Annotated in this window: 14 protein-coding genes; 6 read left to right on the plus strand and 8 right to left on the minus strand. The window is 50.6% G+C overall.

Annotated features, from left to right (window positions below):
* The first annotated feature begins 271 nt into the window (after positions 1-271).
* The 3 genes from metG to MA03_RS02610 are packed head-to-tail and all read left to right on the plus strand — an operon-like array spanning position 272 to position 4,773.
* Positions 272-1,765: a methionine--tRNA ligase gene (gene metG / locus MA03_RS02600; protein WP_052884875.1), complete on the plus strand. Its 1,494-nt coding sequence runs from the start codon at positions 272-274 to the stop codon at positions 1,763-1,765.
* 39 nt (positions 1,766-1,804) lie between these two features.
* The gene (locus MA03_RS02605; protein ID WP_052883779.1) at positions 1,805-2,320 is read left to right on the plus strand and encodes an HAD family hydrolase; all 516 of its coding nucleotides are present in this window, start codon (positions 1,805-1,807) and stop codon (positions 2,318-2,320) included.
* A gap of 50 nt (positions 2,321-2,370) precedes the next feature.
* On the plus strand, positions 2,371-4,773 hold the full coding sequence (locus MA03_RS02610) for a plasma-membrane proton-efflux P-type ATPase (RefSeq protein WP_052883780.1): 2,403 nt from the start codon (positions 2,371-2,373) through the stop codon (positions 4,771-4,773).
* A gap of 93 nt (positions 4,774-4,866) precedes the next feature.
* Here MA03_RS02610 and MA03_RS02615 read toward each other — a convergent pair whose 3' ends face one another.
* From MA03_RS02615 to MA03_RS02625, 3 genes are all read right to left on the minus strand, one after another.
* Entirely contained in the window at positions 4,867-5,640 is a 774-nt protein-coding gene (locus MA03_RS02615) for a class I SAM-dependent methyltransferase (RefSeq protein ID WP_052883781.1), read from the minus strand.
* Positions 5,641-5,833: 193 nt separating this feature from the next.
* Entirely contained in the window at positions 5,834-6,421 is a 588-nt protein-coding gene (locus MA03_RS02620) for a V4R domain-containing protein (RefSeq protein ID WP_052883782.1), read from the minus strand.
* 144 nt (positions 6,422-6,565) lie between these two features.
* Positions 6,566-6,973 (minus strand): PRC-barrel domain-containing protein, encoded by a 408-nt coding sequence (locus MA03_RS02625; protein WP_052883783.1) that lies wholly within the window; start codon positions 6,971-6,973, stop codon positions 6,566-6,568.
* A 282-nt stretch (positions 6,974-7,255) separates the two neighbouring features.
* Between MA03_RS02625 and MA03_RS02630 the strand changes: the two genes are divergently transcribed.
* The 3 genes from MA03_RS02630 (at position 7,256) to MA03_RS02640 (ending at position 9,885) form a co-directional block, all read left to right on the plus strand.
* Positions 7,256-8,083: an alpha/beta hydrolase gene (locus MA03_RS02630; RefSeq protein ID WP_052883784.1), complete on the plus strand. Its 828-nt coding sequence runs from the start codon at positions 7,256-7,258 to the stop codon at positions 8,081-8,083.
* 239 nt (positions 8,084-8,322) lie between these two features.
* Positions 8,323-9,033, plus strand: coding sequence for an ABC transporter ATP-binding protein (locus tag MA03_RS02635; protein ID WP_191118689.1), 711 nt, complete (start codon positions 8,323-8,325; stop codon positions 9,031-9,033).
* 36 nt (positions 9,034-9,069) lie between these two features.
* Positions 9,070-9,885 carry a hypothetical protein gene (locus tag MA03_RS02640; protein ID WP_052883786.1) on the plus strand — a complete coding sequence of 272 codons (816 nt, stop codon included), beginning with the start codon at positions 9,070-9,072 and terminating at the stop codon, positions 9,883-9,885.
* A gap of 107 nt (positions 9,886-9,992) precedes the next feature.
* On the opposite strand, the gene MA03_RS02645 is transcribed toward MA03_RS02640, so the two are convergent.
* The 5 genes from MA03_RS02645 to MA03_RS02665 form a co-directional block, all read right to left on the minus strand.
* A complete protein-coding gene (locus MA03_RS02645) occupies positions 9,993-11,216 on the minus strand; it encodes a serpin family protein (RefSeq protein ID WP_191118690.1) in 1,224 nt (407 codons plus the stop codon).
* Positions 11,217-11,353: 137 nt separating this feature from the next.
* On the minus strand, positions 11,354-12,358 hold the full coding sequence (locus MA03_RS02650) for an ABC transporter ATP-binding protein (RefSeq protein WP_236944918.1): 1,005 nt from the start codon (positions 12,356-12,358) through the stop codon (positions 11,354-11,356).
* The gene (locus MA03_RS02655; RefSeq protein WP_052883789.1) at positions 12,336-13,283 is read right to left on the minus strand and encodes an ABC transporter ATP-binding protein; all 948 of its coding nucleotides are present in this window, start codon (positions 13,281-13,283) and stop codon (positions 12,336-12,338) included. Before MA03_RS02655 ends, MA03_RS02650 begins: the two co-directional genes overlap by 23 nt.
* Positions 13,280-14,161 carry an ABC transporter permease gene (locus tag MA03_RS02660; RefSeq protein WP_052883790.1) on the minus strand — a complete coding sequence of 294 codons (882 nt, stop codon included), beginning with the start codon at positions 14,159-14,161 and terminating at the stop codon, positions 13,280-13,282. Before MA03_RS02660 ends, MA03_RS02655 begins: the two co-directional genes overlap by 4 nt.
* Positions 14,161-15,183: an ABC transporter permease gene (locus MA03_RS02665; RefSeq protein WP_191118691.1), complete on the minus strand. Its 1,023-nt coding sequence runs from the start codon at positions 15,181-15,183 to the stop codon at positions 14,161-14,163. The genes MA03_RS02660 and MA03_RS02665 overlap by 1 nt, the downstream gene beginning before the upstream one ends.
* Positions 15,184-15,197: the final 14 nt, after the last annotated feature.

The following is a 15,197-nucleotide window of genomic DNA, read 5'->3' on the forward strand; positions in this document are numbered from 1 at the left end:
TTCTCTGAAGAAAATGGAGAGGTGGCCATCTCTGTTGAGGGTTTAATGGAAATCTACCCTGGTGGCTACGTGTGACCTTTGCTTCTACTACATTCTTGCAGCGATCGTGTTAGCATTTCTATGGAAAATCGTTGAATAGGACGAGAACGCTACTCTCTCATATATGCGCGTCTAAAGTCCCGAGTCACGTCGAGGCGCTCGATATTACCCTGGAATATAGGGGCATAGAGTTTTTATTTCCAGGGCCTCTTAGGGCTCAAAGGTGATTAGGGTGAAGACGTTTTACGTAACAACCCCCATATACTATCCAAATGATGTCCCGCACATAGGGCACGCCTACACGACCGTGCTGGCGGACGTGCTTGCCAGGTGGCATAAGAGTAACGGCTACGACGTCTTCTTTTTGACAGGGACAGATGAGCACGGGTTAAAACTCCAGCGTAGCGCGGAAAAGGCAGGCAAGACTCCAAAGGAGTTTGTCGACGAGATGGTCCCGATATTCAAAAAGTACTGGGGACTTCTCGACATCCAGTATGACAGGTTCATAAGAACCACCGACCCAGACCACGAGGAGCTGGTAGGCAGGGTCTTCGAGAGGTTGCATGAGAAGGGCTACGTGTACAAGGGGAAGTATAGTGGCTGGTACTGTGTAAGCTGTGAGAAGTTTTACAGTGAAGGCGAATACGTCGAGAAGGATGGGCAGAAACTATGCCCTATCCACAACAAGCCCTTGGAGTGGGTTGAAGAGGAGACATACTTCCTAAAGCTCTCAGCCATGCAGGACGAGATCCTCCACTTAATCGAGGAGGGCAATATAATAAAGCCTGAGAGCTATGCACGCGAGGTTGCCAACCGGATTAAAAAGGAGGGCCTCCGCGACCTCTCAGTGGCCAGGCCCAAGTCAAGGGTTTACTGGGGTGTTGAGCTCCCCTTCGATAAAGACTTTGTTGCATACGTCTGGATAGATGCTCTCCTCAACTACCTGACAGGTGTAGGGTACTTACGTGACAACTCCAGGTTCGAGAAGTACTGGCCCTCGGCCCACCACATAATAGGCAAGGACATCCTGTGGTTTCACAGCGCCATATGGTTTTCGGTTCTCCGCATGCTCGGCGTAGCCCCGCCGAAGATGTTGGTGGTTCACGCCTACATCGTGAACCGGGGGCTCAAAATGGGTAAAAGCACCGGGAACGTCGTTATGATAGACGACCTCCTCGAGAGGTATGGCTCCTCAGACGCTGTACGCTACCTCCTTATGAGGCTACTCAACCTCGAGAAAGACGTAGAGTTCGACCAAAACCTCCTCGACAGCATATACAACGGCGAACTAGCAGACACATACGGGAACCTTGTACGCCGAGCAGGCGTCCTGGCCCTCAGGAGGCTCAACGGTGAGGTTGTAAAGGCAGGCCTAGACGAGTCTCTAGCCAGTCTCGCAACGGAAGTTATCTCAAAGACACAGCAACTCATGGGGGATCTCAAGATAGCTGAGAGCCTAAGCCTGAGCTTCGACTTACTCCGGGAGGCAAACGCCTACCTGAACCGCACACAGCCATGGTCCAGCGAGGATCCCAACAAGCCACTATACAATGTTCTCGAGGCTATAAGGATATCAACAAACCTCCTCTACCCCGTCATGCCAAAGACGAGTGAGATCGTTTCTCGCTCCCTAGGATTCGAGATCATACCACCACCGAACCTCGCCTACGGTCAGACCCAGCTTTTCAAGGTTAAAGATGCTCCCATCCTCTTCAAGAAGGTTTGAGGAAAAGCTCGAATTCCCCCAGATAAAACGGTGAATTCTGTGTTTCTTCCTACCGAAGACGTCTACGTTTTCGATGTAGACGGGGTACTTGTGGATGCAAGCGAGCGTCTCAAAGCAGCCCTCAGGAGCGTCGGCCTGGAGGGATATGAGAGGCCCGAGGACATAGAGCCCGGGCTAAGACAGGCTTTCTGGAAGGTATTCTTGTCCCCTGAGCTCCTCGAGCTTGACAAGCCAAGGGAGACTGGGATAAAGCTGTTATTAGACAGACTGGGTAAAGGCGTCGTCCTGATTCTCACAGGTAGGCCGTACAGGTTATTCAAGTCGACAGTCGCTCAGCTGAAGAGCATGGGGGTGCCTATGGAGAGAACGATTTTAGTTATGAGGCCTAACTCTGAGAGACGTAGAGACGTAGACTTCAAAGCCAGCGTTCTAGCCAGGATACAGAAACTAGTAGAAATCCACGACGATGACCTCAAAGTCCTCGAGGTGGCTAGAAGACTTCACCCCCAGGCTCGTCTTTTCCTTCACTTCGACGACAACTATAAGGAGATTTAATCCAAGCAAATAAGATAAACAATATATTGTTTAGATAGTTTCGAGGTGTCATGAGCAGTATTTCGACTAAGGACTACCAGAAGATGAGCCTTGAAGAGGTTTTCGAGAAACTGGGAAGCTCTCCGCAAGGCTTGAGCAGCCAGGAGGCAGAAAAAAGGCTCAAGGAGTATGGTTTCAACGAGATCCTCGAGAAGAAGGAAAACCCCCTCCTTGAATACTTGAAAAGATACTGGGGGCCCCTACCCTGGCTTATGGAGTTCACGATCGCCGTATCTTATCTCGCCGGTAGATATTTTGAGGCAGCTATAATGCTGGGACTACTCGTTTTAAATGCTACACTCGGCCACTACCACGCGAGATCCTCGAAAAAAGCGGTAGAGCTTTTAAAGAGAAAGCTGACTGTCAACGCAAGGGTTCTCCGAGAGGGCAAGTGGGTCAGTCTACCGGCCCGTGAGCTTGTTCCAGGGGACATAGTCTTCCTGAGGCTTGGCTCTGTAGTACCTGCAGATGTAAAGCTGATTGAAGGAAAACTTCTCGTCGATCAATCCGCTCTAACCGGTGAATCCCTGCCCGTAGAGGTCTCTCCTGGCGACGTGGCCTTCTCGGGCTCTATAGTTAAGAGGGGTGAGGCCAAGTGCATAGTGGTCAACACAGGTACGAGAACGTATTTCGGGAAGACGCTGGAGCTCATAAAACAGGCAAAGAGCCGCTCAGAGCAGGAGGAAGTCGTTCTACAGGTAACAAGATATGCCGTCTTCATCGGGCTTGCAGGGCTTGTCGTCGCTTCGATTATTTCAATATGGGAGAGGAGACCCCTCATAGATCTCACAAACATGGCTGTCGTCTTCCTAATGTCCTCCGTCCCGGTAGCGCTCCCAGCAGTATTGACAATCATGCAGGCTTATGGCGCTCTTGAGCTCGCACGGAACGGAGTCCTGGTAACTAGGCTCAGCGCGGCTGAAGACTTTTCGGCTGTCGATGTAAGCTGCCTTGACAAGACGGGGACTATAACGATGAACAAGCTGAAGGTTGTAGAGGTTCGGACCTTCATGGAAGATGAGGGGAAAGCTGCTCTCTACGCGCTGCTCGCTTCACGCGCCGAGGCGGAGGACCCGCTCAACCTTGCCGTCATAGAGTATGCCAAGAGTAAAGGAGTTGATGCGAGCAGATACACTGTTGTAGAATTTACCCCGTTCGACCCCTCTATCAAGAGGTCGGAAGCCGTTGTCCAGCACGACGGAGAACGCTTTAAGGTGGTGATGGGGGAGCCCCGGACAGTGCTTTCACTCTCTTCGAATCGTGAAAAGATAGAGAAAGAGGTTCTGGAGGAGCTTGATAAGGCAGCCTCGCGGGGAATGAGAACACTGGCAGTGGCCAGATCCAAGGAAGACATCTCAAAACTCGATCTTGTAGCGCTTATACACCTCTTAGATCCCCCCAGACCTGATTCCAGGCAGCTGATCTTAGAGCTAAAGGCTAACGGGATACGACCTATCATGCTCACAGGTGACAATGTAGCTGTCGCAAAGGAAATCGCTAAACAGGTAGGAATAGGCGAAAGAGTTCTCTCAGTGAGAGATCTTAGATCCTCTGGCAAGGAGCTTGTCGACGTAATAGACGAGGTCGACGGCCTTGCTGAGGTATATCCTGAGGACAAGTTCCACGTCGTCAAAGCACTACAGGCAAAGGGGCACTTCGTGGCAATGACTGGTGACGGCGTTAACGATGCACCAGCCTTAAGCCAGGCTGAAGTCGGAATAGCTGTGGAAAACGCCACTGATGCAGCCAAGGCAGCGGCTAGCATAGTCCTCGTGAAGCCCGGCATCGAGCCTATAGTTATGGCCGTGAAGGTTAGCAGGACGTTACATGAGAGAGCTCTGTCTTGGGTTATAAACAAGGTCTCAAAGACGGTTCAAAGCATAGCTGTGCTCCTAGCAGGCATGCTCGTTTATAGAAGGATGCTTTTAGAGCCTGTCGACATGGCTTTGCTTCTTCTAGCCAACGATTTCCTCACAATGTCCCTTGCGACAGACCATGCCACTCCCTCCCAGAAGCCCACCCGTTGGCGCCTCGTCCCCATAGCAATTCAATCTCTTCTGCTCGGATTCCTTATGGCATTGCCAGTCTTCCTAGTGTCGAGGTTTACATTTTCCAATGGTGCTGATTGGAGCTTAGTACGTGCCACAACTCTCCTAGCCATGGTTTATACAAGTCAATTCCGAGTTCTCATGGTTCGTGAAAGGGACTGGATGTGGCATTCAAAGCCCGGGAGAGAACTGACTATAAGCATCATAGCCACTTTCCTAGCCTTCACACTGATGGGTTTATACGGGGTAATACTGCCAAGGATGTCCATCGAAGATATCCTAACCGTCCTAGCCTGCTCGCTAACCGTGTTGCTCCTTGAACCCTTAAAGGCGTTCCTATCGAGAAAGAACGGGCTGAAACGGTAAAGCGAATTTTTGCTTAATCTATTCTCAATCTATTAGTCCACAAGGATACCTTAATATGAGGAACTCTTTCTCTTTATGATGTCCCTCTTCTCCCTAGACAGCCCTAGCTACAACCACTAGTTCGGAGCTAGACTCGGTGATGGGCTTACAGGTGTAATCCTCGAACATTGTGACGACTTCAAACCCCGACTCGCGCAACAAGTGTTTCAATTCGCGGGGCGTAAACAATCGCAGAACCAGCGTGTGGCTAGCCGTGTCGATTACCCCGCTCTTCAAGTCTATAACGGACCAGGATATCTCAGCAGTAGAGGTCTGGCTAAGCACGTTGAGCCTCCACGACTCCTCCTTAAGGGCTATAAGGGAGCCATACTTGCGAACGTGGGTGCTCGGCGTCTCATAGTAGACACGTTTCTCGAGTACGCCTAACATGTTCCAGGTATCGAATACGAATATTGAGCCTGACTCGAGGGATTCACGGATGCTTTTTAGAAAGTCTAGAGCGTCTTCGTCTGTTGTGAAATAGCTTATAACGCCATACATAGCGATAGCTGCATCATACTTCTCAGGTAGCTTAAGATGGCGCGCATCCGCCACCATAAACGAGACGTTATCGATGTCTTTTGCCTTCTCTCTCGCGCGCTCTATCATGACTTTCGAGGCGTCAACCCCTAAAACAGAGTATCCACGCCTTGCAAGTTCAACGCTGTGTATTCCAGTTCCACACCCAACGTCAAGAATCTTTTTTACACTTCGCTTGGCATGTTTCTGGAAGACCTTCTCTAAGAAGTCGACCTCGCTCTTAACGTTTCGGTGCGAGTAAAGTATGTCATAGTACTGAGCATAAAAGTCCTCGCTACTCACGAGCATTTTCAAATATAACATGGCATAAAAGGATTTTTTCAGGGAAATTAGAATCATTCCCAGAGAGCTTTCTAAAAGATTAAACTGACTCCCCAACCAGTGAAAATCTCTTTCGAAACAACACTCTTTAAAAGAGGTGTAAGCGGCTTAAGGAAAAAATTCCAACTCCAGTAAAAACTCTAATGCTTCGTAAACGTGCTTAAACAGAAACGTCGCTGATTTTTATCTCAAACCTATCAAAGGAATAGCCGGTCCCCCAGCAGTGCGTCTCTTCAACGGTTACCCTACGCTTGTAAAGCTTCGAGAAAACAGCCGTTAAAAATCCGCGTTCAAAGTGGCATACCGTGCGTCCAATGTTAGGAATCCCGGAGCTCGAGATGGACTCATACACGTTGATAACCACACTGGAATCATCGGCTGAGACTATGTCGTATATTCCCAGCCTCTGATTCAAGGCAAATTCCACAAGGTCATCGAGGTTCTTAATAAGGCCATGTTCAACAGCGTTTTCCCCTAGAACCCTACCCGCCGTGAATAAAACAATGTTAAATGTCTTCTGTCCGAGATCAACGGGCTCCGACCATCTTAGAAGCCTAAAGCTTGAAACATAAACAGGGTCCTCGGGGTTAACGAGTTGAAAGGTTGGCCTCTCCGATGCTAATAAGTCAAGAATAGAGTAATCATTTTGTGGCGGGTTAGGTTCAATCTCTCCCGATAGAGCTTTTGATGAAATCTCGCGATACATTTTAAGAGCTTCAGCTACCTTATCTTTGAGCAGATCCACCACCTTTTTTGGAACCGTCAGCTTGGATATAAGATGCTAGAATAAAAACTTATATTTTAAAATGTCAGAATCCTTTGTGTAGTCAGGCTAAGGGCTTGTTGGATTATATAGGGAAAACATTCTATTGTTAATTCTGAGGATGAATCCCTAGTCAATATATCTCTGGCAATTAAAGCAGTACCACCGCTTATACTGTGGTATATACGTGGCAGGCTTTCCACAGTAAGGACATATCTTTTCTTCCCGTTTGAACGGGATGGGAATCTTCAGCCCGCTAGATGGCTGTGGGGGAGAGGTGGCTAGCGGGGGGGTTTGTTGTACGGGTCCTTGGGAAACCTCTTTAGGTAATTCGATCTTCTCCTTGAGCAAAATGATATCCTTGACGGCTAGAATCTTGTCTGAAGAGATCTCTAGGAGGGTTCCTAGTGGCGTCCTAACCTGTATTCCGATGTCCTTTTCCTCCAGTTTGATCACAATATCTTGAACGGTGCCTATGAATTTTGCCTCCTGATCATAAACCGCCTTGCCTATTAGTTCAGAGCGAGTTATGCTCATAAATTATAGAAAGGCTGTCTCATATATCAGTCTTTTGTAGAACCCGAGTCACCACGATTGATCCCTCCCGAGATGATTGAAGTTCAAAAACATGTGGGTCAGATAGGTCGGTGTTCCTCACCAGTGCGGTGCGGGACTCAATATCATCATCCTCAATTTGAAGTGGGGTTACGCCAATAAATGCATTCCCTCGTTGCCCCTCTTCTTCTTGAGATATGTAAGAACGAGGAAAAGTTTTATCGAGAAAGCCTCAAATAACTCATACATGCTGTATATTAACATATGAAGACGGGCTCTGAAAATATCTTTCTTAAAACAGGCCTCGAGACAATAATGAGATTCTGGGAACCCGAGTCAAGCCCAAAGGCCGTTGTCGTTGGCATTCACGGCTTTGCGGAGCACAGTGGGCGTTATAGCCACTTCGGCGAATTTCTGGTCGAGAAAGGCATAGCCCTATACATGTACGACTTAAGAGGACACGGCCTCTCAAAATCGGAAAGAGGATACATAAACTCTTTCGAGGACTTCATCCGCGACACAATAGCCTTCGTTGAGCACGTTAAAAGCAAGACGGATGTGAAGAGTTTCTTTATATTTGGCCACAGCATGGGGGGTCTAATAGCCACTCACACCGTGTCAAGACTTGGAGATGAGAGCAGGGGATTCATAACGAGTGGGGCCGCAGTAGAAGTCAGAACACCTCTCAAACAAAAGATACTCCTCCAGCTCCTCGGTGTTTTCTCCCCACGGAAGAGGATACCATTACCTGTCGCGACGGACTGTCTTACACGGGACGAAGATATAATCAAAAGATACGTGGACGACCCCCTTGTCCTCAAAGACCCAACCGTGAAGTTACTCGTCGAGTTTGGAAAGGGGGTGGCGAGCGTGTGGAGCAGGGTCCCCCTCATAAAGGTTCCAGCCCTTATAATGCACGGGGAGGAGGACTGCCTTGTACCACCATCCGCAAGCAGGAAACTCTACGAGTCAATATCTTCTAAAGACAAGACTCTCAAAGTGTATAAGGGCCTAAGGCACGAGATATTAAACGAACCCGAGTGGAGGCAAATAACATCAGAGATAGCTGATTGGATAGCCAAGCACGCATAGCATCCCCACGAGTAAAGCGGGACCACCAGAACAGAGGTAGTCGAGTAGAAGGTTAGTGGGCGAGAAGGGGGATCCGATAAACTGCCATGTGAATATAATTCCAGTCTAGCCCTGTATCTAAAAGGCCCTCTTGACCTTAATACACGTGTTAGCATAAAGCAGAAATATCCAATAAAACGGGAGATTCCTGTGGTTATAGTTACTCGTTCAGGAACAGGGAGCCCAGGCGGGGTATCCTAATGACTGTGATCAATGTCGCTGATCTTTATAAGAGTCTGCAGGGCGAATATGTTCTTAAGGGTATCTCTTTCCAGGTGGATGTCGAACTGGTCGCTATCTCGGGACCAGGAGGCTCTGGGAAGACTACCCTCCTAGGCATCCTATCAACGAATCTCAAACCTGACTCTGGGAAGGTAGAGATACTAGGCTTTGATGTTTTAAAGGAGCCTCGCTTAGTTCGTAAGATGATCGCTTACCTCCCAGAAGGGTACTCTGCGCCTCCAAGTTTGACCCCTAGGGAATACGTCTTTACTTACCTATTGTCTCGGGGCTTCTCATATGGCGAGGCCCGAGAGCAGACGAGAGACTGGCTGCTTGAACTGGGTCTAGAAGACTATATGAGAACGCCCATAGCCGAGCTGAGTCCCGGCCTCGAGAAGAGGGTATATTTTGCTGCAATCCTAGCTTCACAGGCCGAGGTTCTGCTTCTAGACGACCCGTTTAGCGGAGTCGATAAAAATACACGTGAGTTAATGATCTCCTGGCTAAAAAAGAGAGTTGAAATGGGGATAACGGTCGTGCTTACACTCAGGGATCTCTCCCAGGCTCAAAAGCTAGCCCAAAGGGTTATAGTCCTGGATGATGGTTACATATTGTTTCAAGGTCCTCCCAGGAAGCTCTGGGAAGTACTCGGGCCCTTCTACTGGAAGAAGAAGGAGGCCAAGGATTAAGGGGAGGATCTGTCGGTTGGCGCGGGAGTGTAAGCCATGCGGTTAAGGGACATCTACTGGAGGCTTATGGAAAAGTATTGGAGATTATACGTCCTCCTTAGAAAACTCTTCCTTCGAAGACTCCCTGATAGGGTATATAGGATAATCGGCGTAGCTAGCATGCAGGTTATCCTCTGGTGGAGGCGTAAGAGCCCCCTAGGTCAATTATTTGGCTTCTTATTGGGGATGCTCTTCTTCGTTGGTTTCTGGGGCGGTCCCACCCTCTTAAGGGACTATCTCATAGCTTCATTTATAGCCGGGGGCTGGAGCCTTGGGTCGAGTAGTGTTGCCCGTATATTAGAGTGGGATTGGGCTACAGGCCAGCGCGAAGTCTACGTAGCCTCGCCCCTAACATTCTCTGAATATCTCCTTGGAATCTTAATCTCACTCATACCGGCCCTCCTTTTTGAGATATGGCTTCCCCTAGCCCTCATCTTAATGATGGACATCAGCATCAGCTCTATTCCCTGGCTCTTCACGCTAGCCCTCATTTCCTTAGTTCTCGGTATGCTCGCAACCCTTGCCATTGCCCCCCATGTAAAACCTAAGAGTAGGCTCAGCATAGTGACCAACCCCGTCATGAACTTCATACTTATGCTCTCACCGGTGTTCTATCCCCTAAGCCTCACCCCCTGGCCTATGAGACCCTTATTACTTCTCTTGCCGGTTACACCTCTTGGCGAGGCTGCCCGGATAGCTGCGGGTGGATACATGAGCGTGCTGAGCCCACTCGACATCGTCTTTCTGTTATCATTTTGGATTGCCGTCTTAACGTTAGCGGTCTCGAGTCTCCACAAGTGGGGCTTCGAGTAGCAAGCTTACTCTCCGATTAGCATCGGAGACGGCTCTGAAACGCTTTCAGGTCGGGAATTACCCTTTTTCTAAAAAATCGTATTAGTGACAGGGTGCATGTAATACTTCTACGGCTGAACAAAACTACCAGCGAAGATGATGGCTTTCGTCTGGGGGTCTATGAGGAAGAATGCGAATGGCCTGTCAATCTTCACAGCCTTTACTTGAAGGGGGACTGCCGTAACCCTGACCACAACAGCTGTAGCCGCTGCAGCCTCCGTACCCTCTGTGTCCACTTTGACTCGAGCCCTGTGAAAAACGTCGTCTACATAGACATTCCCAAGTATTTTAGAAGTATCTATCATTGCGGAGAGATCCGCCTCCGGAGTAAAGACATTGTTTATACCCATCTCTTTAAGCACTGGCTTCACTTCCAGGATACCGCTGTCCACGTCGAACCTCGGCATAGATAGCTTTATATTCTCCTCCCTGCTGGTCGCGAGCTCCGTGAATATGGAGATTAGCTTCTCACTAGTCATTCCCTCCATGAATTCCTTTAATCCGGTCTTTCGAGGCATCAGTATGACGAACTTGATGTCAGTGCCCTTGTAGCCCAGCATGACGGCAGTATAGTCCTCCGTCTCGATCGTGACCGCTGGCACCGTGCCCGACATGAACTCGGTCTCAACTGTACCCTTCGGTGAAAAGAACAAGTCTTTGTACTCGTTTTCGAAGGGTGTAGTCCAGTTTGACTTGAAGTAAACAGTGTTCACCAAAACTACAACGCTGGACTCGTCAAGCTGCTTAAGTATCTCTTTGATCAGGCCTTGCGTCTTGTCTGATACCCATTCGTTTATATCCTTTACAGCGCTATTCGTATCCGTGAAAGTGTATTTCTCGGCCATGTAATAATCTACTAAGGTCTTCACAAAGGAGTCGCGGACGGGAACACCCTTCTTTACCCATATACTGTTCGCTATGCTTGTCTTCGTGGGTGTAGAGCAGGCTAGGAACCTCCCCGTAGACTCTTTAAACCACTCTCTCGCATCACTTAGGGATGAGAGGCCCAGGGCTGTGAGTAGCTCCGACCTCGTCTGCCCTGAGGCTCCCTCGCTCAGCATGAGCAAAGCCATGTAGACGCTGTACGGCGAAACAACAGTGTTCCTTTGCCCGAGGCCGGACTTGAGGGAGAAGCGTATCGCGAAGCCCGTATAGGAGTCTAGAGGGCTCGCCATCACGGTTGCTGGGGGCTGAGAATGCTCTGTCTTGGGGGCCATGTTAAAGAATATCGCTATAAGGCTTATAAAAAGCGATACCAGCAATGCTGTAACAATTAGTTTCAGACGGCTCATCAAGTCCCTAGCCACATCCAGTGGTTTAAAAGTGATGCATCGAGGCTACGTATCATGGATACGTATAGACCCGTGTGGGGACAACGTTTAAACTCTAACGTGAGAAACGGGCGGCTCTATTTCGACAAGGCGTTTCACTATCCCTTCGAGTAAAGGTGGCATGCCACTAGGTGTCCGCCACCGACATCGACTAGTAGTGGCTCACTTACCCTGCAAGCTTCTGATGCAAACGGGCATCTCGGATTTAGCCTGCATCCAGGGGGCAGATCCAAAGCGTTCGGCACTTCCCCCTTCAAGGCGACCCTCACAGCGAGCATTTGTTGTGGCGTTATGCTTGGGACTGAGCCTAACAGGGCCCTAGTGTATGGGTGGAGGGGCTCGCTGAAGACTTGTTCAACTGTGCCGTACTCCACGATCTTTCCCAGATACATCACGGCGACCCTGTCGGCTATAGCCCATGCTGATGAGAGGTCGTGGGTTATGTAGAGCATACTCAATCCCATTCTCCCGCGGAGCTCTTTCAACAGTGTTAAGACCTGGGCTCTCGCGGAGACATCTATGTTAGATATGGGCTCATCTGCTATCAGGAGTTCTGGCTCGAGGACGAGGGCCCTTGCTATCGCTACGCGTTGTCTCTGCCCGCCGCTAAGCTGGTGTGGATACCTCCGGTAGAACTCCTCTGGAGGAGTTAGACCGACAGCTTCGAGTGCCTTAAAGGCTCTCTCCTTGCGCTCCTCTGGCGTTCCGATGTTGTTTACATCCAACGGGTATTTGACCTGGACCCCTACTCGTAGCCGGGGGTTAAGGCTCACAGCAGGGTCCTGGAAGACCATTTGGACTCTGCGTCGATACCTCCGGAGCTCCTCGCCGTTGAGGCTAAATATGTCTTTCCCCTCGTAGAGGACCTTTCCGCTGGTCGGTTTTACAAGCCCTACGACCGTCCTAGCAACGGTTGTCTTGCCAGAGCCGCTCTCGCCAACCAGTGCTAGTATCTCGCCCTTTCCTATCTCGAAGCTTACGCCGTCGACGGCCTTCAAAAACCTTCTCCTCCCGCTGAGCACCTCCCCTATAGTTCTCTTGACAGGGAAGTATACCTTCAGGTCTATCAAGGACAAGAGTTTATGCATAGTGGCATGCGACAAGTCTATCACCCTTCAACTTTAAAGGAGGCTCTTCTGACCTGCACTTCTCAGTGGCAAGGGGGCATCTCGGATGGAACCTGCATCCCGGGGGAGGGCTCCTCATATCCGGTGGGTCTCCGGGTATGGGTTGAAGTTCCTTGGAGCCTCCAATCCTAGGCACAGACGCTAGGAGGGCCTTCGTGTAGGGGTGAAGGGGGCTGCTGATCACGTCTCTCGTGTTCCCGAACTCGACTATCTTGCCTGCATACATCACTGTAACCTTGTCGGCCAGCTGGGCGACGAGGCCCATGTTGTGTGTGATGAAGAGGATAGATGTCTTGAATGTGTGCCGGACCTCTTTTAGTAGGTCAACGATCTGTGCCTCTACTAGAGCGTCTAGAGCAGTGGTGATCTCGTCGGCTATAAGGAGCCTCGGGTTCAAAGCCAAGCCTAGCGCTATAGCTACCCTTTGCCTCTGCCCCCCACTCATCTGGTGCGGGTACTCTAGAAGCTTTTCGCGGGGCACGCCCATCTTTTCAAGGATATCTCCAGCCAACTTAGCAGCTTCCTCGCGCGTGTAGCCGGCGCCATGCTCCTCGTAGAGCTCGCTGAAGTGGTCTATTATACGCATCACGGGGTTCAGGGAGGAATAGGGGTCCTGGAAGACCATCGCTATCTCCCTCCCCCTTATCTCGCGCATCTCGTCCTCCTCCAGCTCGAGGAGGTTCCTGCCCTGAAACAGGACTTCACCGCCCTCAATGTGAGCGTACCTGGGGAGTAGACGCAATATGGCCTGTCCCAGGGTGCTCTTACCGGAGCCGCTCTCGCCAACAACCCCCACGACTTCTCCTTCCCCAAGCGCGAGTGAGACCCCACTCAAGGCCTCTATTCTCCCCCGCCTTGTAGTATAGCTGACCTTTAGATCCCTGACCTCCAGGAGACTCATATATCCCACCTCTTCGGGTTGAGAATCTCGTTAAGCCCTTCTCCAAGCAAGAGGAATCCGAGAACGCTCACAACTATGGCGAGGCCTGGGAACACTCCTATCCACCAGTAGCCTGCTAGGAAAAACTGTCTACCCTTGTTCAGGTCGAATCCCCAGTCGGGAGTGGGTGGCTCGATGCCTAGGCCTAGGAAGGAGAGGCCTGCCTCCGTTATTATTGCGTCGGCGAAGGTTATGGGTAGCAGGGAGGCTATAGATGGGAAGGTGTTAGGCAGTATTTGTCTCACAGTGATGCTGAGGGGTCCTGCACCGGAAATCCTGGCGGCCTCGACGAACGGCATGTTCTTCAATGATAGAACATTGCCCCTGACCATGCGGAAATACGATGGTATATAGGCTACGGCTATCGCCATGGAGATGTTCCACAGGCCGGTCCCGAGAAGAGCGGCTAAAGCTATTGCGATTATAAGTCCCGGGAGCGAGTACAGGCTGTCCATTGTGACTGATAGAGCCCTGTCGAGCAGCCCTCCCGTATAGCCCGATATCAATCCTAGCAGGGTTCCGACAATCCCTGAGATAAGCGTGCTCAGAAGCGCGACTGCAAGCACGAACCTCGCCCCGGCTAGAAGCCTCCCGAGAACGTCCCGTCCAAGCTGGTCTGTTCCCAGATAGAATACCCGTGTCTCCTCGCCTACTTTGACCTGTGAGAGGGGTGGCAGCAGTGGAGGCACCTCAACAGGCCGGCTGTCCACGTATATGTAGCTGGAGGTAACGTTCCCCTGAGCCAGGTATTGCCCGAACACAGCGAGAACAACCACGATGCCCGTCAAAACCCCTCCTGTGAGTAAAGACCACTCGCCGAATGTCTTGGGCCTTCTCATCAGTACCTCACCCTCGGGTCTACATATGCATACAAAACGTCCACGATGAGGCTTGTCAGGGATACTAGTACAGCGTATATCGTGACCGCGCCCTGAACTATGGCGTAGTCCCGCTTGAGAATTCCCTCGTAGACTAGTAGGCCGATGCCCTCCCAGTTGAAGGTGGTCTCGGTCAGCACAGCACCACCTAGGAGTGCCGCAACCTGCAGTCCAGCCATGGTCAGTATCGGTATGAGCGCGTTCCTCAAGCCGTACCTTTTAACGATGGTCCACTCACGCAGCCCCCTTCCACGCGCTGCCTGGGTATATTCTTGCGACATGGCGTCCTCCACGGAGAGATAGGTTACCCGTGAGAATACCCCGGAAAGGTATATTCCCAGCGTGAGCGAGGGGAGGAGCAGATGTATCAGGTAGTCGGATAGTATGTCGAGCCTGCCCGATAGAAGCGAGTCGAGGAAAATAAAGCCTGTCCTAACGGGTAGCGAGTCTGCTAGAACCATGTTTATGGGGCTTAGCCTCCCCGTTGTAGGCATACCCAGGGGTTTTGCGAGGAAGGCTTGAAGCAGGAGCCCGATATAGAAAACAGGTATGGAGTAGACGACGGAGGAGTAGACCCTAACAGCGTAGGGCAGCCTCCCGTACTGGTACCTCGCCGAGAGTAGACCCATTGATAGGCCTATCAACGCCGCGATAATCGTTGATGATACTGCTAACTCGATCGTGGCTGGAAGCCTGACAGCTATAAGGTAGGCCACCGGCACTCTCTCTAGCGCAGTCTCGCCCAGGTCGAGCTTCACGAAGACGGAGTAAAGGTAGTCTATGTACTGGACGTATATCGGCTTGTCTAGTCCTAGCTCGGCCCTACGCCTTGCTAGAACGTCCTCGGGTATGTTCTTGCCCTCCAGCATCGTTATAGGGTCGCCCGGCAAGACCCTTAGGAGTAGGAAGACGAAGGTCAAGAGTATGAATAGCATTACAGGTGTGAGTAGAATACGGGAAAAAACGTACTCTTTTAGACCCATCAGTAGCACCAGGA

Source organism: Thermofilum uzonense (assembly GCF_000993805.1).
In the GTDB taxonomy this organism is placed as follows: domain Archaea; phylum Thermoproteota; class Thermoprotei; order Thermofilales; family Thermofilaceae; genus Thermofilum; species Thermofilum uzonense.